Here is a 25,865-nt window from a genome sequence, read left to right on the forward strand (position 1 = left end):
CGCTGGTCCGGGCCGCCGGTCAGCGGTCGGCGTCGATCAGACTCTGCGGGCGCATGTCGGTCCAGTTCGCGTTGACGTAGTCCACGCAGTCCTGCCGACCGGCCGGGCCGTGCACGGTCCGCCAGCCGGCCGGCACCTCGGCGAAGACCGGCCAGAGGCTGTGCTGGTTCTCGTCGTTGACCAGCACCAGGAACGTGCCGTCGGCGTTGTCGAACGGGTTCGTACTCATCGGATACTCCTCGTGCGGGTGTGCGTTACCAGGGTGTGCAGGGCTTCGAACCAGAGGCGGGCGAGATCGTCCACCGAGCCTTCGGGAAACACGCCGTCCGGCCAGCTCCAGGTGGCGACCAGCTGCGGGCCGGTCGCGCGGTCCTCGGTCTGGGCGTTCAGCACCAGTTCGTACGTCTCGGGCATGGCGTCGTCGGCGCCGTTCTCGGCGGCCTCCGCCTCGGGGGCGAACTCCCAGTCGGCGGCCTCCGGGAAGTCGAACCGTCCCATGTAGTTGAACTGGATCGGCGGATGCGGCAGCGCGGCCAGGGTGGGCGCGGTCACCGGGTTGAGGTAACGCAGCAGGCCGTAGCCCATGCCGTTGTCCGGCAACTCGGCCAGGTGCTCGCGGACCCGCACCACCGCCTCGGCCACCGCCGCACCGCCCACCGACACGTCGATCCCGGCGGTGTCCAGGCAGACCGGGAAGACGTTGGTGAACCAGCCGACCGTGCCGGACAGGTCCGCCCCGTCCACCAGGTGCTCCTCCCGCCCGTGGCCCTCCAACGCGACGAGCACCGCGTCGCCCGCGCCGCCCTGCGCGGCCCGCCACCGGGTGACGGCCACCCCCAACGCGCCAAGCAGGACGTCGTTGACACCGGCGCCGAGCCCGGCCGGCACGCGGGTCAGCAGGGCCTCGGTGACGTCGGTGGGCAGGGTCAGGGTGATGTCGCGCAGGGTGCCGGCCACGTCGATCGCGGCGTCGAGCGGGCGGCGTACCGGCAACGGGTCGCCCCGCCGCACGATCCGCTCCCACCTCGGCAGCTCCGCCACCCGGGCCGGGTCCACCGCCCGCTCGGCGAGGCCCGTCGCCCAGCGGCGGAACGACGTGCCGGTGGCGGCGGTGAGCGGTGCACGGCCGGCGACCGCGTCCCGCCAGGCCGCGCCGATCTCGGGCAGCAGCACCCGCCACGAGACACCGTCCACGACCAGGTGGTGGACCAGCAGCAGCAGGCGGCCCGGCCGGTGCGGGCCGGCGTCCAACCAGGCGGCCCGGATCATCCCCCCGTGGTCCGGGTCGAGCCCGGCCTGCGCGACTGTCGCCTGCTCGACGACCGCGTCCCACAGGCCACGGTCGTCGAGGCCTGTCACGTCGACGCGTACCGTCCAGTCGGCGGCCCGCGACGAGCCCGGCGGCGGCACGGTCACCGACCAGTCGCCGGTGCGGTCCAGCCGGGCCCGCAGCAGGTCGTGCCGGTCGGCGACGGCCTGCAACGCGGCCAGCAGCGGCTCCCAACCCAGCCCCGCCGGGACCTGCACGACCGCGGACTGGTTGAACCCGTCGATCGGGCCGTCCACCTCGCGCAGCCAGCGCATCACCGGGGTCAGCGGGAACGACCCGACCCCGTCGCCGATCCGGCCGTCGGCCCGGTCGAGCACGGTCGCGACCAGGGCCAACCCGGCCACCGTACGCTCCGCGAAAACCTGCCGCGGGGTGAGCCGCAGGCCGGCGGCACGGGCCCGACCGACGAGCTGCATCGCGACGATGCTGTCACCACCCAACGCGAAGAAGTCGGCCTCGACATCCACCGAGGGCAGACCCAACACGGCCGTGACCACCTCGGCCAGGACACGTTCCCGGTCGGTCCGGGGGGCCCGGCCGGCGCCGCTCGTGCCGAGGTCGGGCGCGGGCAGCACGGCCCGGTCCAGCTTGCCGTTGGCCAGGGTCGGCAGCCGGTCGAGGCGGACCAGGGCGGACGGCACCATGTAGTCGGGTAGTTCGACGGCGACCGCGGCGCGCAACGCGGCCAGGTCGAGGCCGTCGCCGCCGACCACGTAGCCGGCGAGGAGGCGTACGCCGGGGCGGTCCTCCCGGGCGACCACCACGGCCTCGGTGACGCCGGGCTGCGCGGCGAGCACCGACTCGATCTCACCCAACTCCACCCGGAAGCCGCGGATCTTCACCTGTTCGTCGACCCGGCCGAGATACTCCACCCGACCGTCCTCGGTCCACCGCACCAGGTCACCGGTGCGGTACATCCGCTCACCCGGCGCACCGTACGGGTCGGCGAGGAAACGCTCGGCGGTCTGGTCGGGCCGGCCCAGGTAGCCACGCGCCAGGCCGGCCCCGGCGACGTACAGCTCGCCGGGCACGCCGGTCGGGGTGTGCCGCAGGGCCCGGTCCAGCACGTACGCGCGGGCACCCGCGACGGCTCGGCCGATCACCGGGGACGCGGTGTCGCCGATCCGGGCGGCGAGAGCGTCCACCGTCGCCTCGGTCGGGCCGTACAGGTTGAACGCCTCGGTGCCGGGCAACGCGCCGAGACGCTGCCAGAGCGCGGGCGGCACCGCCTCGCCGCCGACACCGACCACGGCGAGGGGACAGCGCCCGTCCCGGATCAGGCCGGCGTCGGCGAGTTGCGCGAAGTGCGAGGGGGTCAGCTCGATGAAGTCGATCCCCTCGGCCCGGATCAGCTCGGCGAGCTGCTCCGGGTCGCGTTGCAGTTCCTCGGTGACGATGTGCAGGGCGTGCCCGTCGAGCAGCCACAACTGCGGCTGCCAGGAGGCGTCGAACGCGAACGACCAGGCGTGCCCGACCCGCAGGTGACGGCGGCCGGTGGCGGCGCGGGCGGGCAGGTGCAACTGCGCGCGGTGGCTCCGGAACAGGTTGACCAGGTTGCGGTGGGTCACCACCACACCCTTCGGGCGTCCGGTGGAGCCGGAGGTGTAGATGACGTACGCCGGGTGTTGCGGGCGGGCCGGGCGTACCCGGTCGTCGTCGGTCAGGTCGTGCCCGGCGAGCGTGGCCAACGCCGGGTCGTCGACCAGGACGCGGTCGAGCCCGTCCGCGCTGACACCGACCCCGGTGGCGGTGAGCAGCACGGCGGGCCGCGCGTCGGCGAGCATCGCGGCGACCCGCGCCGGCGGGTAGGTCGGGTCCAGCGGCAGGTAGGCGGCACCGCACTTGAGCACCGCGAGGATCGCGGTGATCGCGTCGGCGGTGCGTGGCAGGGCGAGGGCCACCACGTCCTCGGCGCCGACCTCCCGGGCGGCCAGCAGCCGGGCCAGCCGGTTGGCGCGGTCGTTGAGGTCGGCGAACGTCAGGCGAACCGGGCCGCAGACGACGGCGGGCGCGTCCGGTGACTCGGCCACCTGCCGCTCGAACAGGTCCGCCACCGTCGGGTCGTCGCTCCCGGCGGGCGGCGGCGGGTTCCAGCCGGTGCGGTCCTCGTCCGTCACCAGGTCCAGGCGGCCCACCGCGCGGTCCGGGTCGGTGGTGAACGCGGTCAGGACGGCGGTGAGCGCGCCGACGAGTCGCCGGGCGACCGGCGGGGCGAAGAGATCGGGACGGAACTCCAGGCCCACCCGCAGCCGCTGGCCGGGGTCGACGACCCAGGTGAGCGGGTAGTGGGTGGCGTCGCGTCCGCCCGCGTCGACGGCGGCGAGCAGGCTCTCCGACCCGTCGTCGGCACGCTCCGGGTAGTTCTCGACGATCAGCAGCGTGTCGAACAGCTCACCGACCCCGGCCAGGCGCTGGATGTCGGCCAGCCCGAGGTACTGGTGGTCGAGCAGTGTGGACTGCTCGTCCTGGAGCCGGGCCAGCAGCCCGGCCACCGGCTCGGCCGGGTCGAGGCGCACCCGCACCGGCACGGTGTTGATGAACAGCCCGATCATCGACTCGACGCCGGGCAACTGCGCCGGCCGCCCGGAGACGGTGGCGCCGAAGACCACGTCGTCGCGGCCGGTGAGCCGGCCCAGCACGATGCTCCAGGCGGCCTGGACCAGCGTGTTCAGCGTCAACCCCCGGGAGCGGGCCAGGCCGGTCAGGCGCGCGGTCACGGCCTCGGTCAGCTCCCGCTCGACCAGCTCGGGCACCGCCGGCTCGCGGTGCGGGTCGGCCGGGGCGAGCCGGGTGGCGTCGGTGACCCCGGCCAGCGCCGTCCGCCACGCCTGCTCGGCGGCGGACCGGTCCTGCCCGGCCAGCCAGGCGAGGAAGTCGCGGTACGGCGGCGGGGCGGTGCCACCGTCGACGCCCGCGTACAACTCGGCGAGCTGGTCCAGCAGCGGCCCTCGGGACCAGCCGTCGAGCAGCATGTGCTGGTGGGTGAGGATCAGCCGGGACGCGTCAGGAGTGCGCACCAGCATCATCCGCAGCAGCGGGGCGACCGCCGGATCGAACCGGCGGCCCTCCTCGGCGAGGCAACGCTGCCACGCCTCCTCCTGCCGCGCGGCCTCCAGATCGGACAGATCCGCCTCGGCCCACGGCAGCGTGACGCCCCGGTGCACCACGGCGACCGGTCGGCCGGAGTCGAGCTGGTGGAACGACGTCCGCAGGTTGGCGTGCCGCTGCACGAGTGCCTGCGCGGCGGCGCGCAGCCGGGCCGGGTCGACGGTGCCGGGCAGGTCGAAGACCATCTGCACGGTGTAGAGGTCGAGGCCGTCGGCGTCGAACGCGGCGTGGAAGAGCAGCCCGGTCTGCAACGGCGAGAGCGGCAGCACCTCCGCCACGTCCAGGCCCCGCCCGGCGATCTCGGCGGTCTCGGCGTCGGTGAGCGTGACGAGCGCACCGCTGCCGCTGGCGGCGGTGAACGCCGACCCGGCGGCGGCGGCCAGCGCGGCAGGCGTCCGCAGCTGGAACACCTGCCGCAGGGTGAGCGACAGACCGGCGGCGCGGGCCCGGCCGACCAACTGGATCGAGATGATGCTGTCGCCGCCGAGGCTGAAGAAGTCGTCCTCGACGCCCACCGTGGGCACCGCCAGCACCTGGGCGAACAGGTCGACGAGCACCTGTTCGCGCGGGTTGCGCGCGGCCGTGCCGGTGCCCGCGGCGGCGAGGTCGGGGGCGGGCAGGGCGGCCCGGTCCAGTTTGCCGTTCACCGAGACCGGCAACGCGTCCAGGACGACGAATGCCGACGGCACCAGGTGCGCGGGCAGCAGCGTCGCGAGCCGGGCGCGCAACGCCGCCTCGTCCAGGGCGCCGGCCACGATGAGGTACGCGACCAGGTGCGCGACACCCGGCCGGTCCTCACGCAGCAGCACCACCGCAGAACCCACCTCGGGCTGTGCGGTCAGCGCGGCCTCGATCTCGCCCAGCTCGACGCGCAGCCCACGGATCTTCACCTGGCCGTCGCCCCGGCCGAGGAACTCGAGCACCCCGGGCGCGCTCCAGCGCACCTGGTCGCCGGTGCGGTACATGCGGGTGCCGGGCGGACCGTACGGGTCGGCGACGAACCGGTCGGCGGTCAGATCGGGTCGGCCCCGGTAACCACGGGCCAACTGCACGCCGGAGAGGTAGAGCTCACCCGGCACCCCCACCGGCACGGGGCGCAGCCCGGCGTCGAGCACGCTCACCCGGGTGTTCCACACCGGCGCACCGATCGGGACCGTGCCCGTGCCGGTGCCGCGCTCCGCGGGCCACGCCGTCACGTCGACCGAGGCCTCGGTCGGGCCGTACAGGTTGTGCAGGGCGGCGCCGGGCAGCACGTCCCGGCACCTGTCGGCGAGGACGCTGGGCAGCGCCTCGCCGCTGCACAGGACGCGGCGCAGAGTGGTGCAGCCGACCGCGTCCGGCTCGGCGAGGAACGCGGCGAGCATCGACGGGACGAAGTGCACGGTGCTGACCCGTTCCCGCTGGATCACCTCGGCGAGGTAGACCGGGTCGCGGTGGCCGTCCGGCCGGGCGATGACCAGGGTGGCCCCGGTGCTCAACGGCCAGAAGAACTCCCAGACCGAGACGTCGAAGCCGGCCGGGGTCTTCTGCAACACCCGGTCGCCCACGCTGAGGCCGTACTCGTGCTGCATCCAGCGCAGCCGGTTGACGATGCCGGCGTGTTCGATCTCGACGCCCTTGGGCACCCCGGTGGAGCCGGAGGTGTAGATGACGTACGCCGGGTGCCGGGGGCCGGGTGGGCTGAGCCGCACGTCCGGGTCGTCCAGCGGTCCGTCCAGCACGATCGGTGCGTCAGCGTGGGGCAGCCCGGCGACGCGCGACGCGGTGCCGCCGACGGCGAGCACCGCGACGGGCCGCGCGTCGGCGAGCATCGCCGCCAGCCGGGCGTCCGGGTGGTCCAGGTCGAGCGGCAGGTACGCGGTGCCGGCCCGCCCGGCCGCGAGGATCGCCACGACCAGCTCGACCGAACGCGGAAGGGCCAGCGCGACGACTGTCTCCGGTCCGGCGCCGACGGAGGCGAGCACCCGGGCCAGCCGCTCGGTGCGCGCGTCCAGCTCGCGGTAGGTCATCTCGACACCGTCCGGGTCGACGAGCGCCACCGCGTCGGGGGTCGCCGCGACCTGTGCGGCCACCAACTCCGGCAGGGTCGCCGCGGGCAGTTCGCGGACCGCACCGGTCCCGGCGGTCCGGATCGCCGCGCTCCCGGCCCGGTCGAGCAGGCCGACCCGACCGACCGGGGCGTCCAACCCGGTGACCAGTTCGTCGACGACCGTGACAAGTGCCGTGGCGAGCCGGGCGGCGTACGCGGCGTCGAACAGGTCGGGCCGGTACTCGACGGCGAGGTGCAGGGTCGGGCCGGGCTCGGCGATGAGCGTGAGCGGGTAGTGGGTGGCGTCGTGCCCGTCGGTGCCGGTGACCGGCAACCCGTCGTCGTCGGCGTCGCCGTCCGGATAGTTCTCGAAGACCAGCAGGGTGTCGAACAACTCGCCGTGCCCGGCGACGCGCTGGATGTCGGTGAGGCTGAGGTACTGGTGTTCCATCAGCGCGGACTGCTCGTCCTGGATCCGGTCCAGCAGCGCGTGGGCGGGCTCGGCCGGGTCGATGCGCACCCGCACCGGCACGGTGTTGATGAACAGCCCGATCATCGACTCGACACCGGGCAACTGCGGTGGCCGCCCGGAGACGGTGGCACCGAAGACCACGTCGTCACGGCCGGTGAGCCGGGCCAGCAGCAGCGCCCAGGCGGCCTGCACGATGGTATTCACGGTCAGACCACGGGCGCGGGCGTTCGCGGTCAACGCCGCCGTCCGGTCCGCGGCCAACTCCACCTCGGCCACCTCGGGAGCCAGCGCGGCACGACGCCCGTCGGCGGGCGCGACACGGGTGGGTTCGGCCAGGCCGCCGAGCGCGGCGGCCCAGGCGTTCTCGGCGGTCCGCCGGTCCTGCCCGGCCAGCCAGGCGAGATAGTCCCGGAACGGCCGGCCGGTCACCGGCGCGGTGTCGCCGTCGCGGTACAGGGCGGACAGCTCGGCCAGCAGCGGTCCCCGGGACCAGCCGTCCAGCAGCAGGTGGTGGTGGGTGAGCACGAGCCGGTGCGCGTCCGGGCCGGTACGCACCAGGGCCAGGCGCAGCAACGGCGCGACGGCCGGATCGAAACGGCGGCCCTGCTCGGCGAGGAGCCGCTGCCAGGCCACCTCCCTCGCGTCGGTGTCCACCTCGGACAGGTCGACGTCGGTCCACGGCACGGCAACGGTGGCCGGGACGACGCTGACCGCCGTGCCGGACCCGAGGTGGTGGAACGAGGCGCGCAGGCTGGGCTGCCGGTCGAGCAGCGCCTGACCGGCGGCGCGCAGGCGGGTGGCGTCGATCGGCCCGGTCAGGTCGACCACCATGCGGACGGTGTAGACGTCCGGGCCGGCGTCGTCGAGCAGGCTGTGGAACAGCAGGCCGGTCTGCAACGGCGAGAGCGGCAGCACCTCGCGGACGTCGACGCCGAGGCCAGCCAGTTCGCGCCGGTCGGCCTCGGTGAGGGTGACCAGGGACAGGCTCGACGGCACCGCGTCGGCACCGGTCACGGTGCCGGCGACGGCCACCAGCCGGGCCGGGGTGCGCTGGAGGAACACCTGACGCGGGGAGATCAGCAGGCCGGCGACCCGGGCCCGGCCGACCAACTGCATCGACATGATGCTGTCCCCGCCGAGGGCGAAGAAGTCGTCGTCGATGCCGACCGCGGGCACCCCCAGCACCTCGGCGAAGACGTCGCAGAGCAGCTTCTCGCGGGGAGTCCGGGGTGTGCGCCCGCTGTCGGCGGTGAACTCCGGGGCGGGCAGGGCGGCCCGGTCCAGCTTGCCGTTCACCGACACCGGCAGCGCGTCCAGGGCGACGAACGCGCCGGGCACCATGTAGTCGGGCAGCGTGGCGGCCACTTCCGCCCGCAACCGGCCGAGATCGGTGCCGCCGACGACGTACGCGACGATCCGCTTGACGCCACCGTCGGTCCGCAGCACCACGGCGGCCTGCCGGACGCCCTCCTGGCGGGCCACGACAGCCTCGATCTCGCCGAGTTCCACCCGGAACCCGCGGATCTTGACCTGGTGGTCGACGCGGCCGACGAACTCCAACGCCCCGTCCGGGGACCAGCGCACCAGGTCGCCGGTGCGGTACATCCGGCCGCCGCGCCCGGCGAACGGGTCGGGCAGGAAGCGCTCGGCGGTCAGGCCGGGCCGGTTGTGGTAGCCGCGGGCCAGGCCGAGACCGCCCAGGTACAGCTCGCCGACGATACCGGGCGGGACCGGGTTCAGGCCGCTGTCCAGCACGTACGCCAACTGCCCCGGATCCGGATAGCCGATCGGCACGGTGCCGGTGGAGACCGGGGCGCACTCCCACAGGGTCGCGTTGACGCTCGTCTCGGTGGGCCCGTACGCGTTGAACATGCGCCGGCCGGCGGCGAACCGCTCGGCCAGCCGGGCGGGCACCTCCTCGGTGCCGACGAGCATGGACACCCCCAGCGGCAGTCGGCAGTCGGCGGGCAGCGCGCTGAGCACCGACGGCGGCAGGGCCAGTTGGGTGACCTCGTGCTTGGTGAGGTAGTCGACGAGCGGCGCGCCGGGAACGCGCAGTTCGGCCGGGACCACCACGAGCGCACCGCCGGACAGCAGCGCCTGGCACAGCTCCCAGTAGGCGAGGTCGAAGCTGGGCGACGCGAAGAGCAGCACCCGACTGGAATGCGTGACACCGAGCCGGCGCCGCTGGGTGGCGAGCAGCTTCGCGACGCCCTCGTGGGTGACGACGACGCCCTTGGGCCGCCCGGTCGAACCGGAGGTGTAGATGACGTACGCGGCGTCCGCGACGGCGGGCGCGACAGGCGTCACGTCCGGTCCGGACGCGGCCACGTCCACCACGGGCACGTCGCCGGGCAGCGCGTCGGCCAGCTCGGCGCGGGTGACGACGCAGGCCGGCGCGGCGTCCGCCAGCATGTAGCGCAGCCGGTCGGCCGGGTAGTCCAGGTCCAGCGCGAGGTAGGCGGCACCGGAGCGCAGCACGCCGACAAGGGCGGTGACCAGGTCGACGGAGCGGGGGAGTGCCACCGCGACGACCTGGCCGGGGCCGACCCCACGGGCGGCCAGCGCCCGGGCCAGCCGGTCCGAACGCACGGCCAACTCGGCGTAGCTGACCTGCTCGTCCTCGCAGATCACGGCGATGTTCTCCGGGTACGCCGCGACCATGTCGGCGAACTGCCGGGGGAAGGTGGTGGCGACGATGCCGTCCGTGCTGCCGTTCCACTCGGTGCGGACGGCCGCACGCTCGGCCGGGTCGAGGATGTCGATCCGGCCGACCGGGGCCGCCGGGTCGGCGGCCAGCGCGGTGACGACGCGGACCAGCCGGTCGAGAATGGTGCGGGCGGCGTCGGCGTCGAACACGTCGGCGCGGTGCCGGATCTCCAGGTTGATCCGCGAGCCCGGCTCGGCGACAAGGACCAGCGGATAGTGGGTGGCGTCCTCGTCCTGCGCCTCGGTGACCCGCAGCCCGGGCACCGGCTCGGCGGCGTCCGGACTGTCCGGGTAGCTCTCGAAGACGGTGAGGGTGTCGAACAGCTCGCCGTGCCCGGCCAGCCGTTGGATGTCGGCCAGCCCGAGGTACTGGTGCTCCATCAGCGCGGCCTGCTCGTCCTGTAGGCGCACGAGCAGGTCGCGGGCCGGCTCGGCCGGGTCGATGCGGACCCGCACCGGCACGGTGTTGATGAACAGGCCGATCATCGACTCGACGCCGGGCAACTGCGGCGGCCGCCCGGAGACGGTGGCGCCGAAGACCACGTCGTCGCGGTTGGTGAGCCGGGCCAGCAGCAGACCCCAGGCCGCCTGCACCACCGTGTTGACGGTGACGCCGAGGGTACGCGCGAGGTCGGTGAGTCGGCCGCTCAGCTCGGCGGGCAGCGCGGTCTCCACCGAGCCGGGGACGACCGGCTCGGGCGTGGTGCCGGCGGGTGCCATCCGGGTCGGTTCGTTCAGCCCGGCGAGCGCGTCCCGCCAGGCGGCGGTGGCCGCGTCCCGGTCCCAGCGGGCCAGCCACGCCAGGTACGCCTTGTACGGGGTGACCGGCGGCAACGAGCCGGGCTTGGCGTACAGGCCGAGCAGTTCCCGCACGAGCAGCGGCGCGGACCAGCCGTCGAGCAGGATGTGGTGGTGCGTGATGGTGAGGCGGTGTAGCGCGTTCCCGAGTCGGGTCAGCGTCATCCGCAGCAGCGGCGGACGGGCCATGTCGAAGCGTTGGTGCCTGTCGGCGGCGGCGAGCCGGTCGAGTTCGGCGGTGCGTTCGGCCTCGGGCAGGCCGCTCAGGTCGTGCTCGGCCCAGGGCAGCCGGGCCCGGGTGGGAATCGCGGCGACGGTGCTGCCCTTTGCGGTACGCCGGAACCCGGCCCGCAGGTTGGCGTGCCGGTCGAGCAGCGCCTGCCCGGCGTCGCGCAGCCGGACGGTGTCCAGCGGCCCGGTCAGGTCCAGCGCGGTCGACACGGTGTAGACGTCGGGGGCGTCGGTGTCGTAGAGCGCGTGGAAGAGCAGCCCCTCCTGCAACGGCGTCAGTGGCAGGACGTCCTCGAGCCCGGTCTTCTTGGTCACTGCGTCTCCCACTCGGACTCGAGGTCGGCGAACTCGGCCTCAAGGCTGTCGATGTCGGCCTGGCTCACCTCGACCAGGCTCAGGTCGGACGGGGTGTAACCCCCGGATCCCGGGTCGGCGGCGAGCGCTCGCAGCGCCTCCTGCCAGCGGCGGGCCAGCTCACGGACCTGCTCACCGGTGAGCAGGTCCCGCGGCCAGGTGAAGGTCGCGGCGAGCCGGGGCCCGTCGGCGTGGTCCTCGGCGGTCGCGTTGATCTCCAGCGGGTAGTCGGCGGGCATGCCGTCGTCGGCGCCGCCGCCCCAGCCCTCGCCGGCCGGTTCCCACGGGCCCTCGTCGGCGTTCCCGGCGGCGAACCGGCCGAGGTAGTTGAAGCCGATCAGGGGTGGGCCGTACCCGGCGAGCACGCCTGCCGTCTCGGGGTTGAGGTGGCGCAGCAGGCCGTAGCCGACGCCGTTGTCCGGCGCCGCCCGCAACCGCTCCTTGATCGTCTTCAGGGCGTCACCGTGTTGCTCCGCGCCGAGGTCGAGTCGGACCGGGTACTCGCTGGTGAACCAGCCGACCGTGCGGGACAGGTCGGCGCCGGCCACCAGGTGCTCCTCGCGGCCGTGCCCTTCGAGCATGACCAGCCAGCCGGCACCGCCGGCCCAGTCGCGCAGCGCCAACGCGAGCCCGGTCAGCAGCACGTCGCCGACGGCGGCGTGGAAGCCGGCGGGCACCGTGGTGAGCAGCGGCTGGGTCTCCTCCGGTGGCAGCTCGATGGTGATCTCGTCGCAGGTGCCGGTGCGGTCGCGGGCCGGGTCGAGAGGTCGGCTGCCCAGCGCGGCGCGCGGCCCGGCCAGAACCTCGGTCCAGTACGGCAGTTGCGCCACCGTCCGCGGGTCGCGGGAGAGGCCGTCGAGTTCCCGGGCCCAGCGGCGGAACGACGTGCCGGTGGGCGGGAGGGTGATCGGGGTGCCCGCCTGCCGGGCCGCCCAGGCGGCGGCGAGGTCGGGCAGCAGGATCCGCCAGGACACCCCGTCCACGGCGTAGTGGTGCACGACGAGCAGCACGTGCCCGGGTTCGAGCAGCACCGCCTGGAGCATGACACCCCGGGCGGGGTCGAGCCGGTCGCGGGCCGCGGCGGTGATCGCGGGCAGGTTCTTCTCGTCGTACGCGGTCACCCGCACGACGTCGACAGGCGCGCCGGGCTCGGGGATCCGCACACCGGCCTCGGTCACCCGGGCGCGCAGCAGGTCGTGGCGGTCGACGAGCGCCTGCACCACCTCGGCCAGCCCGGCGGCGGTGAGCCCGGCCGGGGCGTGCAGCAGCATCGACTGGCTGTAGCCGGTGGTCGGGCCCCGCACCTCGGCGAGCCAGCGCATCACCGGGGTGAGCGGCGCGCTCCCGTACGCCTCGCGCGGGTCCTCGGCCACCGGCGCGTCGACGGTGGCGGCCTGGGCCAGCCCGGCCGGGGTCTTGTGCCGGAACACGTCCCGGGGGCTGATGCCGAGGCCGGCCGCGCGGGCCCGGCTGACCAGTTGGATCGAGACGATGCTGTCGCCGCCCAGGGCGAAGAAGTCGTCGTCGATGCCGACCGATGGCAGGCCCAGCACCTCGGCGAACAGGTCACACAGGTGTTGTTCGCGGCTGTTGCGGGCGGCCGTGCCGCCGACCAGCTCGGAGAAGTCCGGGGCGGGCAGTGCCGCCACGTCGAGCTTCCCTGCGATGGTGCGGGGCAGCGCGTCCACCTCGACGAACGCCGAGGGGATCATGTAGTCCGGCAACGTGGCCCGCAGCCGGTCCAGGTCGACGGGTCCACCCACGACGTAGGCGACCAGCCTGCCGTCGCGGAGGACCACGGCGGCCTGGCCGAGGGCGGCCTCGATCTCGCCCAGCTCGATGCGGAAGCCGCGGACCTTCACCTGCCCGTCGGCGCGGCCGGCGAACTCCAACACCCCGTCGCGGTTCCATCGGGCCAGGTCCCCGGTGCGGTACATCCGCGCACCGGCCGGACCGTACGGGTCGGCCACGAACCGCTGCGCGGTGAGCCCGGCCCGGTTGAGGTACCCGTGGGCCAGCCCCGCGCCGGCCACGTACAGCTCACCGAGCACCCCTGGTGGCACCGGCCGCAGGGCGGCGTCGAGGAGGTAGGTGCGGACGTTCGCCAACCGGTACGCCGACCGCTCCGGGCCGTGCCACCCGTATGCGTCCACGGACGCCTCGGTCGGCCCGTACAGGTCGTGGCAGGTCAACCCGGGAGTTGCGCAGACCTGTTGCCACAGTCGTTCGTCGATCGCCTCGCCACCGACGAGCAGCACGCTCAGGCCCGCGTCCAACAGGCCCGCTGGCACCAGCTCCCGCAGGTAGGTGGGCGTCACGTCCAGCACGTCGAGGTGGTGGCGGCGGACGTAGGCGACCAGCGCGGCGTCGTCGCGGTACTCGTCGTCGTCGAGGACGTGCAGGGTGTGCCCGTCGAGCAGCCAGAGCAACGGCTCCCAGGACCCGTCGAACGTGAACGACGCGACGTGCGCCACCCGACGCCGAGGGCCGGCCATCAGCCGTTCCCGATGCGACGCGAACAGGTTCACGATGCCCCGGTGGGGCACCACCACGCCCTTCGGCCGGCCCGTCGACCCGGACGTGAAGATCACGTACGCGGGGTCGTCGGCCCGGGGGCGGTCGGGGTTGCCGATCGGGCCCTCGAAGAGGGTGGCCTCGGCGAGCAGCAGGTGGGCGTGGTCCGGCGGCAGGGGAGTGTCGCCGGTGGTGAGCACCAGCGTCGGCGCGGCGTCGTCGAGCATCGCGGCGATCCGGTCGGTCGGCTGGTGCGCGTCGAGCGGCAGGTACGCCGCTCCGGCCCGGAGTACGCCCAGGATCGCCGGGACGGTGAGCGGGCGCGATACCGCCAGCGCGACCAGGGCACCCCGGCCGACGCCGCGTCCGGCCAGCACGCCGGCCAGCCGGGACGACCACCTGTCCAACTCGGCGAACGTCCACGACCGGCCACCGGAGACCAGCGCCACGGCCGCCGGTGTGGTCGATGCCTGCGTCTCGAACAGGTCCACGATGGACCCCGGCGGTGTGGTCGCGTCGGCGTCGACGGCGAGCAGCAGGTCCCGTTCGTCCTGGCTCAGGACGTCGATTCGGCTGACCACCGCCGACGGGTCGGTGGCGACCGTGGCGAGGACCCGCTGCAACCGTTCGACAAGGATCTGGGCGGACGCGCGGTCGTACCGGTCGGTGGCGAATTCGAGGCTTCCCTCGATGCCGCCGTCCGGAGCGTCGGCGAAGTCGAAGGAGAGGTCGAACATCGCCGTACGGTGTCCGACGGGTTCGGGCGTCCCGGTCAGCTCGGCGAGTGTCCAGGTGTCGCCCCCGCCCGGCAGGTAGGAGACCATCGTCTGGAACAGCGGGTGCCGGCCCAGGGACCGGACCGGGTTCAGCGCCTCCACGAGGTGTTCGAACGGCACGTCCTGCCTGTCGAAGGCGGCCAGGTCGGTCTCCCGTACCCGGGCCAGCAACTCGCGGAACGACGGGTCACCCGAGGTGTCCGTCCGCAAGACCAGCGTGTTCACGAAGAACCCGACGAGGTCGTCCAGGGCGGCGTCCGGTCGGCCCGCCACCGGTGCGCCCAACGGCACATCGGTGCCCGCGCCCAACCGGGACAGCAACACCGCCACCGCCGCCTGCACCACCATGAACAGGGAGGTCCCGGTCGATCGGGCCAACTGCCGGAGGTCGCGCGCCACCGCGTCGGGCAGGACGAAGTCGACGAGGTCACCCCGGTGACTGGCCTCCGCCGGGCGGGGCCGGTCGGCCGGCAGGTCCACCTCGTCGGGCAGCCCGGCCAGGGCCTCCCGCCAGCCGTCGACCTGCGCGGTGAGCGCGCCCGACTCGGCGCGCTGCCACAGCGCGAAGTCGGCGTACTGCACGGGGAGCGGTCGGAACGCCGGGGCGTGTCCGGCGCGGCGTGCCTCGTACGCCGCGGTGAGGTCGGCGCGCAACGGTTCGTCGGACCACTCGTCACCGGCGATGTGGTGCACCAGCAGGAGCAACACGTGCTCGTCCGGTGCCACCCGGAACACGTCGACCCGCAGCGGCGGCTCCCGATCGAGCGCGAACGCGTGCTCGGCGGCGGCGTCGACGTCGCCGCCCTCGTGGAACGCGACCGGGACGGCATCCGGTGGGAGGATGTGCTGGTAGGGGGTCCCGTCGACGTCCGGGAAGACGGTCCGGAGGGTTTCGTGGCGGGCGACCACGTCGCCGATGGCCGCGACCAACGCGTCCGGGTCCAGGCGGCCGCGCAGCCGCCAGGCGATCGGGATGTTGTACGTCGGGTTCGGCCCTTCGAGCCGGTAGAGGAACCACAGTCGTTGTTGGGCGTACGACAGTGGCACCCGGTCCGGGCGTGCTCCGGCCACCAGCGGTGCTCGGCTCGATCCGACAAGCCTCGGCAGCAAACCCGCCACCGTGGGTGTGTCGAACACGGCGCGGACCGGTAGCTCGACGCCGAGGACGGCCCGCACCCGGCCGGCGAGGCGCATGACCAGCAGTGAGTGGCCGCCGAGGGCGAAGAAGTCGTCGTCGATGCCCACCGATGGCAGGCCCAGCACCTCGGCGAACAGGTCGCACAGGTGTTGTTCGCGGCTGTTGCGGGCGGCCGTGCCGCCGACCAGCTCGGAGAAGTCCGGGGCGGGAAGTGCCGCCACGTCGAGCTTGCCTGCGATGGTGCGGGGCAGCGCGTCCACCTCGACGAACGCCGAGGGGATCATGTAGTCCGGCAACGTGGCGCGCAGCCGGTCCAGGTCGACAGGCCCACCCACCACGTAGGCGACCAGCCGGCCGTCGGTCACCACCACGGCGGCCTGGCCGAGGGCGGCCTCGATCTCGCCCAGCTCGATCCGGAAGCCGCGCACCTTGACCTGTCCGTCGGCGCGGCCGGCGAACTCCAGCACCCCGTCGCGGTTGTACCGGGCCAGGTCCCCGGTGCGGTACATCCGCGTACCGGCCGGACCGTACGGGTCGGCCACGAACCGCTGCGCCGTCAGGCCCGCCTGGTTCAGGTATCCGTGCGCCAGCCCCGCCCCGGCCACGTACAGCTCACCGAGCACGCCCGGGGGCACCGGCCGCAGTCCGGCGTCGAGGAGGTAGGTGGGCACGTTGGCCAACCGGTACGCCGACCGGTCCGGACCCTCCCACCCGTAGGCGTCCACGGACGCCTCGGTCGGCCCGTACAGGTCGTGACAGGTCAACCCGGGCGTGGCGCAGACCTGTTGCCACAGTCGTTCGTCGATCGCCTCGCCACCGACGAGCAGCACGTTCAGGCCCGCGTCCAACACCCCCGCCGGCACCAGCTCCCGCAGGTAGGTGGGCGTCACGTCGAGCACGTCGATCCGCTGGTCACGCAGCCGCGACACGAGAACACCCGCGTCGCGGTACTCGTCGTCGTCGAACACATGCAACGCGTGCCCGTCGAGCAGCCAGAGCAGCGGTTCCCACGACCCGTCGAACGTGAACGACGCGACGTGCGCCACCCGACGCCGGGGGCCGCCCATCAGCCGCTCCCGATGCGACGCGAACAGGTTCACGATGCCCCGGTGGGGCACCACCACACCCTTCGGCCGGCCCGTCGACCCCGACGTGAAAATCACGTACGCGGGATCGTGTGCCGACGGCGCACCCACGAACGGCTCCGCCTCCGGCGCCGCCGAACCCACCACCAGCCGAGGGCCCGACCAGGGCACGTCGGTGTCCCCGGTGGCGACCAGGATCGCCGGCTGCGCGTCGTCGAGCATCGCCGCGATCCGGTCGGTCGGCTGGTACGCGTCCAGCGGCAGGTACGCCGCACCCGCCTTGAGCACGCCCAGGATCGCCGGGACGGTGAGCGGGCGGGAGGTGGCCAGCGCGACGAGGCCCCCGGCGTACGAGGCCAGCGCACCGGCGAGCCGCGACGACCAGTCGTCCAACTCGGCGTACGTCCAGGCGCGTCCGCCGGAGACCAGGGCCACCGCCTCGGGGCTGGCCGCCGCCTGCGCGACGAACAGGTCCACGATGGAGCCAGGCGGGATCGGTGTGGTGGCCGGCACGGCCAGCAGCCGGGAACGCTCGGCGGGGGCGAGCACGTCGATCCTGCTCACCACCGTCGACGGGTCGGTGGCGACGGTGGCGAGGACCCGCTGCAACCGCTCGACGAGGGTCTGGGCGGACGAACTGTCGAACCGGTCAGTGGCGTACTCCAACTCGCCTCGGACGCCGCCGCGGGTCTCGAAGAAGTCGAAGGACAGGTCGAACATCGCGACGTGCTGGCGTACCCGCTCGGTCTCGACGCGCAGCGACCCGAGGTGCCAGGCGGCGTCGGCCTCGCCGAGGTAGGAGACCATCGTCTGGAACAGCGGGTGCCGGCCCAACGACCGGACCGGGTTCAGCGCCTCCACGAGGTGTTCGAACGGCACGTCCTGCCTGTCGAAGGCGGCCAGGTCGGTCTCCCGCACCCGGGCCAGCAACTCGCGGAACGACGGGTCACCCGAGGTGTCGGTGCGCAGCACCAGCGTGTTCACGAAGAACCCGACGAGGTCGTCCAACGCGGCGTCCGGTCGGCCCGCCACCGGTGCGCCCAACGGCACATCGGTGCCTGCGCCCAACCGGGACAGCAACACCGCCACCGCCGCCTGCACCACCATGAACATGGAGGTCCCGGTGGACCGGGCCAGCGCACGCAGCCGTTCGGTCACCTCGGCGGGCAGCGTGAAGTCGACCACGTCGCCACGGTTACCGGCCTGCGCCGGGCGGGGCCGGTCGGCCGGCAGGTCCACCTCGTCGGGCAGCCCGGCCAGGGCCTCCCGCCAGCCGTCGACCTGCGCGGTGAGCGCGCCCGACTCGGCGCGCTGCCACAGCGCGAAGTCGGCGTACTGCACGGGCAGCGGCGGGAACGCCGGCACCAGCCCGGCGCAGCGGGCGGTGTAGGCGGCCACGATGTCGCGGCGCAGTGGCACATCCGACCACTCGTCGCCGGCGATGTGGTGCAACAGCAGCAGCAACACGTGCTCGTCCGGTGCGATCCGGAAGAGCTGGGCGCGCAGCGGCGGCTCGTGGTCGAGGCGGAATCCGTACCCGCCGATCTCGGCCAGCCGCCCGGGGAGGTCCGCCTCGGCGATGTCCGTCACCGGCACCGCGACCGGTGCGGCGGGCAGGACCTGCTGGTACGGCTCGCCGCCGTCCTGCTCGCCGAAGATGGTGCGGAGGGTTTCGTGGCGGGTGACCACGTCGCCGATGGCCGCGACCAACGCGTCCGGGTCCAGTCGGCCGCGCAGCCGCCAGGCGATCGGGATGTTGTACGTCGGGTTCGGCCCTTCGAGCCGGTAGAGGAACCACAGCCGTTGTTGGGCGTACGACAGTGGCACCCGGTCCGGGCGTGCTCCGGCCACCAGCGGTGCTCGGCTGGACCCGACAAGCCTCGGCAGCAAACCCGCCACCGTGGGTGTGTCGAAGACCGCGCGGACCGGCAGCTCGACACCGAGGACGGCCCGCACCCGACCGGCGAGGCGCATGACCAGCAGCGAGTGGCCACCGAGGGCGAAGAAGTCGTCGTCGATGCCCACCGACGGCAGGCCCAGCACCTCGGCGAACAGGTCACACAGCTGCTGTTCGCGGCTGTTGCGGGCGGTCCGACCCACACTCGACGCGGCGAAGTCCGGAGCGGGCAACGCGGCGACGTCGAGCTTCCCTGCGATGGTGCGGGGCAGCGCGTCCACCTCGACGAACGCCGAGGGGATCATGTAGTCCGGCAACGTGGCGCGCAGCCGGTCCAGGTCGACGGGTCCACCCACGACGTAGGCGACCAGCCTGCCGTCGCGGAGCACCACGGCGGCCTGGCCGAGGGCGGCCTCGATCTCGCCCAGCTCGATGCGGAAGCCGCGTACCTTGACCTGCCCGTCCGCGCGGCCGGCGAACTCCAGCACCCCGTCGCGGTTCCATCGGGCCAGGTCCCCGGTGCGGTACATCCGCGTACCGGCCGGACCGTACGGGTCGGCCACGAACCGCTGTGCCGTCAACCCGGCCTGATTCAGGTATCCGTGCGCCAGCCCCACCCCGGCCACGTACAGCTCACCGAGCACGCCCGGCGGCACCGGCCGCAGGGCGGCGTCGAGGACGTAGGTGCGGACGTTCGCCAGTCGGTACGCCGACCGCTCCGGGCCGTGCCACCCGTACGCGTCCACGGACGCCTCGGTCGGCCCGTACAGGTCGTGACAGGTCAACCCCGGCGTGGCGCACACCTGCTGCCACAACCGTTCGTCGATCGCCTCGCCACCGACCAGCAGCACGCTCAAGCCCGCGTCCAACAGCCCGGCCGCGACCAGCTCCCGCAGATAGGTGGGCGTCACGTCCAACACGTCGATCCGCTGCGTACGCAGGTGGCCGACAAGCGCGGCGGCATCGAGGTAGACGTCCGAGTCGACGACGTGCAGGGTGTGCCCGTCGAGCAGCCAGAGCAGCGGTTCCCAGGACCCGTCGAAGGTGAACGACGCGACGTGCGCCACCCGACGCCGGGGGCCGGCCATCAGCCGCTCGCGATGCGACGCGAACAGGTTCACGATGCCCCGGTGCGGCACCACCACACCCTTCGGCCGGCCCGTCGACCCCGACGTGAAGATCACGTACGCGGGGTCGTCCGCCGACGGCCCCGCCACGAACGGCTCTGCCTGCGGCACCGCCGAGCCCACCACCAGCCGAGGGCCCGACCAGGGCACGTCGGTGTCCCCGGTGGTGACCAGGATCGCCGGCTGCGCGTCGTCGAGCATCGCGGTGAGCCGGTCGGTCGGTTGGTTCAGGTCGAGCGGCAGGTACGCCGCGCCGCTGTCGAGCACGCCGAACACCGCCGGCACGGTGAGCGCCCGTGGCAACGCGAGCGCCACCCGGTCGGTACGCGTGACGCCGCGCTCGCGCAACGCCCCGGCCAGGCCGGCAGCCCAGCGCTCCACCTCGGCGAAGGTCCACTCGCGTTCGTCCGCGACGAGAGCGACAGCGGTGGGCGTCCGGGCCGCCTGCTCGTGGAACAGGGCGCTGACCGTGGTGTCGGGCACCGGCCTGGCGGTGTCGTTCCAGCCCCGCAGGACGCGGTCCCGTTCCACCGGGGTCAGCACGTCGACGGCGGCGAGGGGCGCGTCCGGGGCGGCACAGATCCGGGTCAGCACCAGGGTCAGCCGGTCCAGGAGCGTCGCGGCGGCGTCGGGGTCGATCAGGTCGGCGCGGTACTCCAGATCGAGGTGCAGCCGGTGGCCGGGACGCGCGGTCAGCGTCAGCGGGTAGTGCGCGCAGTCGCGGACGTCCGCGCCGGTGACGCGGACGCCGTCTGTCGGCGCCGGCAGCGACTCGCCCAGCGGGTAGTTCTCGAAGACCGTCAGGGTGTCGAACAACTCGCCGTGCCCGGCCAGCCGCTGGATCTCGGCCAACCCGAGGTGCTGGTGCTCCATCAGCCGCACCTGCCCGTCCTGCAGGCGGCGCAGCACTGTCGCCACCGGCGCGGCCGGGTCCAGGGTGATGCGTACCGGGATGGTGTTGATGAACAGGCCGATCATGGTGTCGGCGCCGGGCAGGTCCGGCGGACGCCCGGCGACCGTCGCGCCGACCACCACATCGTCGCGGCCGGTCAGCGCGCCGGCCACGATGCCCCAGGCGCCCTGAACGATGGTGTTCAGGGTGAGCCCACGGGCGCGGCCGAGGGCGGTGAGCCGAGTGGTCGCCTCGACCGGGAGGTCACGCACGAGGCGCTGCGGAACGACCGCGTGGGCCGGCGGACGGCCAGCGAGGAGGGTCGGCCCGTCCAGCCCGGCCAGTGCCGCGCGCCACGCGGCCTCGGCCGCCGGGCGGTCCTGGGCGGCGGTCCAGGCGAGGTAGTCGCGGAAGTCGGCGGGCTCCGGCAGCGGGTCGCCCCGGTAGAGGGCGATCAACTCGTCCAGCAGCAGCGGCACCGACCAACCGTCGAGCAGCAGATGGTGGTGGGTGAGCACGAGCCGGTGCCGGTGCGGACCGAGGCGGACCAGGGTCATCCGCAGCAGCGGCGCGGTCGCCGGGTCGAGCCGGGTCGAGAGGTCCGTGTCGAGGAAGCCGGGGAGGTCGTCCTCGGTCAGGGTCAGGGTGGCCCAGGGCAGCGGCACGTGCCGTGGCACCACGGCCACGGACTGCCCGTTCTTGCGGCGGCGGAACGCCACCCGCAGGTTGGGCCGGCGGTCGAGCAGGGCCTGCCCGGCGGCCCGCAGCCGCTCGGCGTCCAGTGGCCCGTCCAGGGCGACTGTCAACTGTCCGGTGTAGACGTCCGGGCCGTCCGCGGCGAGATGCGCGTGGAACAGCAGCCCTTCCTGGAGCGGGGTCAGCGACAGGATGTCGGCGATCCCGGAGGCCTGCCCGGGGGTGGCGGTCGCGGTCACGAGAGCTCCCATTCGGCCTCGAACTCGTCGATCTCGTCCTGGCTGAGCGTCAGCGTCAGGTCGGACGGGGTGAGCCCGCCGGCGGCCGGGCCGCGGGCGTGCACGACGAGCGCCTCCAGCGCGGCGAACCAGGTCGCGGCCAGGTCGGCCACCGCCGCGTCGTCCAGCAGCTCACGCGGGTACGCCCAGGTCACCCCCAGCTCCGGGCCGGCAGTGGTGTCCTGCACGTAGGCGTTGATCTCCAAGGCGTACGGCGCGACGGGCATGCCCAGGTCGAACCCGCCGGCCAGGATGCCGTGCCCGGCCACCGGCGTCCAGCTCCCACCGTCGCCGGACGAGGCGGTGAACCGGCCGAGGTAGTTGAAGCTGACCTGCGGGGCGGGACGGGCGGCCAGCTCAGGCTCGGTGTCCGGGTTGAGGTAGCGCAGCATCCCGTACCCGATGCCGTGGTCCGGGATGGCCCGCAGCTGCTCCTTGAGCCGCTTCAGCGCGGTGCCGGCGCTCGGGCCACCGGCCAACGCCTCGGCGATGTCGACGTCACCGGGGTCGAGGCGGACGGGGAAGACTGTGGTGAACCAGCCGAGCGCCGGAGTGAGGTCGGCGTTCGCGACGACCTGCTCCTCCCGGCCGTGCCCCTCCAGGGCGATCAGCACCGAGCGCTCGGCGCCCTTCCCGTGCCGGGTCCGCCAGTCGATCATCGCCAGGGCCAGCGCGGTGAGCAGCACGTCGTTGATGCCGGCGTGGAAGGCGGCGGCGACAGTGGTGATCAGCGGCTCGGTGGTCGCGGCGGGCAGTCGCACGGTGTGCCGGGTGACCGTGGCGAGGTCGTCCACCGGCCGCAGCGGACGCCGCGTCAACGCCGGGTCCGCGCCGGTCAGGATGCGCTGCCACAGCGCCAGTTCCGCGGTGCGTTCCGGCCGCCGGGCCGCCTCGGTGAGGGCTGTCGCCCACCGCCGGAAGGACGTGCCGGTGCGTTCCAGGACCGGGGTACGCCCCGCCATCCGCTGTTCCCAGGCGGCGGCGAGGTCGGCCGGCAGGATCCGCCACGAGACGCCGTCCACGATGCTGTGGTGGAGGACCAGCAGCAGCCGGCCCGGCGCGGAGGGCCCGCGGTCGAACCAGACGGCCTGGGCCATCACCCCCCACTCGGGGTCGAGCCGGCCGGCGGCGGCCTGCTCCTCGGCCTCGAACACCGCGCCGGGTTCGGCCCGCCGCAGCCACGGCCGGGCGGCGCCGCGCGGCGCGACGTGCAGCCGGCCCGGCGTCGTCGGGGTGGCGCGGACCAACCGCGAGCGCAGCAGGTCGTGCCGGTCGGTGAGCGCGGTCAACACGGCGGCCAGGTCGGCCTCGGTGGCTCCGGCCGGCGTGGCGAGCACTATCGACTGGCTGAACGCGTCGATTCCGCCGCCGGTCTCGTCGAGCCAGCGCAGGATCGGCGTGAACGGGATGTCGCCCACCCCGTCGTCGGGCTGGTCCCGGGCGCCGGTGTCGAGCTCGGTGACGACCTCGGCCAACGCGGCCACCGTCCGAAGCTCGAACACCTGACGTGAGGTGCAGACCAGCCCGACCGCGCGGGCGCGCAGCACGAACTGGATGGAGACGATGCTGTCCCCGCCCAGGCTGAAGAAGTCGTCCTCGATGCCGACCCCGGGGACGCCCAGGACGTCCGCGTACAGCTCGCAGAGCACCCGCTCGCGGGGCGTGCGGGGCGCGGTGCCGGTGGCCTGGGCGGCGTAGTCAGGTGCGGGCAGCGCGGCCCGGTCGAGTTTGCCGCTGGTCAGCACCGGCAGGCGGTCCAGCAGCACGAAGCCGGTCGGCACCATGTAGCTGGGCAGCCAGGACTCGGCGTGCAGACGCAGCGCCTTCACCAGGGCCGCCGGATCGGCGACCGCGGTCAGGGTGTTGGCGTGCGCGACCACCGCGCCCCGACGGTAGGCGTGGCGGGGCTCGGTGCCGCGTTCGAAGACGACGTCCAGGTCCCCGCTTGTCGAGGAGCCGTCCCAGGTCACCACGGCGTGGTAGCCGGATGCGTCGGCCAGCGCGTGGAAGTCCTCGACGGACGGGGCGTCGTGCCCGCCCAGGCGCGCGTTCGGCACCGCGGTGACCCGCAGCCGTCGTGGGCCGGCGGTCAACTGCTTCCGGACGTCGTCCAGGTGCCCGGCCCAGGCGTACGTCGTCTCGGGTGTGGGCGCGGGCGCCGCCTCGGTGGTCAGCACCACGTCGTAGCGGTAGCCGCTCAGCTCGTTGTCGTAGCCGCCCCGCTTGACCCACACCTCGGCGCCCCGGATCGATCCGGTCGGCAGCGTGGCGAAGTAGTCCGGGTCGAGCAGCAGCTCCCGTTCGGCGCGGACCGCCGCCTCGACGGCGGCGTCCAACGCGGCGGGGGCCACGCCACGGCTGGTCTGGATCGCCTCGTGCAGCGTCCGGTGCAGGCGCAGGTTGCGGACGTCTCCGACGAAGATCACACCGCCGGGGGCGAGTCGCTGGGCCGCCTCGTGCAGCACGCCGCTCAGGTAGTCGGCGCTCGGGAAGTACTGCACCACCGAGTTGATGACGACCGTGTCGAACCAGCCGGTCGGCACCCCCGTCAGGTCGTGCGCCGGTTGGGCGCGCAGCGTGACCCGTTCGGCGAGCCCGGGAATCGTCGACACCGCGGCCCGTAGCGTGTCGATGGCCTGCTCGGAGAGGTCGAGTCCCCAGTAGCTCTCGCACTCCGGGGCGAGCCGAGACAGCAGCAACCCGCTGCCGACACCGATCTCCAGGACGCGCCGGGGCCGCAGCGACCGGATCCGGTCGACAGTGGTGTCCCGCCACTCGCGCATCTGCTTCAACGGAATGGGCGAGCCGTCGAAGCTGCTGTTCCAGCCGGTGAAGTTCTCGTCGAAGCGCTCGACCCGGCCGGCCTGGTAGAGCAGTTCGTGCAGTTCCTTCCACTCGGCGACCTGGCTGTCGGCCCGGTCCTGCGGTGCCTCGTCCTCGCTCGGTACGACGTAGGCCGCCAGCCGCACGTCACCCGGGCGGTCCTCGCGGGCCAGCACGGTGACCTGGCCGACGTTCGGGTGGCGGGCCAGCACCGACTCGATCTCGCCCAGCTCGATGCGGTATCCGCGCACCTTCACCTGGTCGTCGACCCGCCCGAGGAAGTCCAGCCGTCCGTCCGCCCGCCAGCTCGCCACGTCACCGGTGCGGTACATCCGTCGACCGGGTGGGCCGTACGGGTCGGCGAGGAACCGCTCGGCGGTCAGGTCCGGTCGGTTGACGTAGCAGCGGGCCAGGCCCGGACCGGCGAGGTAGAGCTCGCCTGGCACACCGGGCTCGACCGGCCGCAACGTGTCGTCGAGCAGGTAGGCGTCGGTGCCCGGGTCGGGGCGTCCGATCGGGACCGAGGAGCTGTCGATCCGCTCCGGGTCGCACTCGCCGAGCGTGGAGTTGACGGTGGCCTCCGTCGGGCCGTACGCGTTGAACATGCGGCGATCCCGTGCCCAGCGGGCGACCAACTCCGGCGACACCCGTTCGGTGCCGGCCAGCAGGATGCCCGGTGGCAGGTCACACTCCGGGGGCAGCGCGGCCAGCAGCGCCGGCGGCAGGATCATGAAGTTGGCCCGGTGCCGGATGGCGTACTCGGTGAGGGCCGGCCCGGCGACGCGGCGTTCGGCGGGGACGATGACCAGTCGCCCACCGGAGAGCAGGGCCAGGCAGAGATCCCAGAACGCCACGTCGAAGCTCGGCGAGGCGAAGTGCAGGACCCGGACGTCGGGGGTGAGCCCGAACCGCTCGAATTGGGTGGAGAGCAGCTTGGCCACGCCGGTGTGGGTGAGCAGCACGCCCTTGGGGCGGCCGGTCGAGCCCGAGGTGTAGATGACGTAGGCGGCGTGCTCGACCCGCAGGCCGGGCCGTTCGGGGTCGTCGGTCGACGCGTCCGCCAGCTCGGCGACGACCTCGGGGGCATCGAGCAGCAGCCGGGGCACACCGTCGGCGCGCGGCAGCCGGTCCGCCACCTCGGAGGTGGTGACCAGGCAGACTGGTCGCGCGTCGCCGACCAGGTAGGCGAGCCGCTCGGCCGGGTCGGCCGGGTCCAGCGGAAGGTAGGCGCCGCCGGCCTTCAGCACGGCCAGCTCCGCCACGATCATGTCGACCGAGCGCGGCACGGCGAGCCCGGCCACCCGATCCGGTCCCAGACCCCGGGCGACGAGCAGGTGCGCCAACCTGTTGGCCCTGGCGTCCAACTCGGCGTAGGTGACCTCGACGTCCTCGAAGACCACCGCCACCGCGTCGGGGTCACGGCGAGCCGTCCGCGCGAACGCGTCCGGGAGGGTGGTGGGGGCGACGGTCAGCGGGCCGCCACTGGAGAGTGCCGCCCGGTCCGCCACGGTGCCGCCGGTGCTGCCACCGATGATCTGCATACAGTCGCTCCTGATGGGCCGGGGCGGTCGAAGTCGGTAAGGTAAGGCTGGCCTAAATGTCCGGATT

At 73.8% G+C, this 25,865-nt stretch carries 4 protein-coding genes; all 4 read right to left on the reverse strand.

Translation table 11 applies throughout. The annotated features are described in order from the left end of the window. Window positions 1-19: 19 nt before the first annotated feature. From AB0B57_RS23100 to AB0B57_RS23115, 4 genes are read right to left on the reverse strand one after another with little or no spacing between them, the layout of a single operon-like run. Window positions 20-229: an MbtH family protein gene (locus tag AB0B57_RS23100; protein ID WP_357073336.1), complete on the reverse strand. Its 210-nt coding sequence runs from the start codon at window positions 227-229 to the stop codon at window positions 20-22. Beyond that, window positions 226-10,992 carry an amino acid adenylation domain-containing protein gene (locus AB0B57_RS23105; RefSeq protein WP_357073339.1) on the reverse strand — a complete coding sequence of 3,589 codons (10,767 nt, stop codon included), beginning with the start codon at window positions 10,990-10,992 and terminating at the stop codon, window positions 226-228. Before AB0B57_RS23105 ends, AB0B57_RS23100 begins: the two co-directional genes overlap by 4 nt. Continuing rightward, window positions 10,989-21,395, reverse strand: a complete 10,407-nt coding sequence (locus AB0B57_RS23110; protein WP_357073342.1) for an amino acid adenylation domain-containing protein — start codon at window positions 21,393-21,395, stop codon at window positions 10,989-10,991. Before AB0B57_RS23110 ends, AB0B57_RS23105 begins: the two co-directional genes overlap by 4 nt. Further along, window positions 21,392-25,798 (reverse strand): amino acid adenylation domain-containing protein, encoded by a 4,407-nt coding sequence (locus tag AB0B57_RS23115; RefSeq protein WP_357073345.1) that lies wholly within the window; start codon window positions 25,796-25,798, stop codon window positions 21,392-21,394. Before AB0B57_RS23115 ends, AB0B57_RS23110 begins: the two co-directional genes overlap by 4 nt. Window positions 25,799-25,865 lie beyond the last annotated feature (67 nt).

Source organism: Micromonospora sp. NPDC049101 (assembly GCF_040648675.1).
GTDB lineage: Bacteria > Actinomycetota > Actinomycetes > Mycobacteriales > Micromonosporaceae > Micromonospora.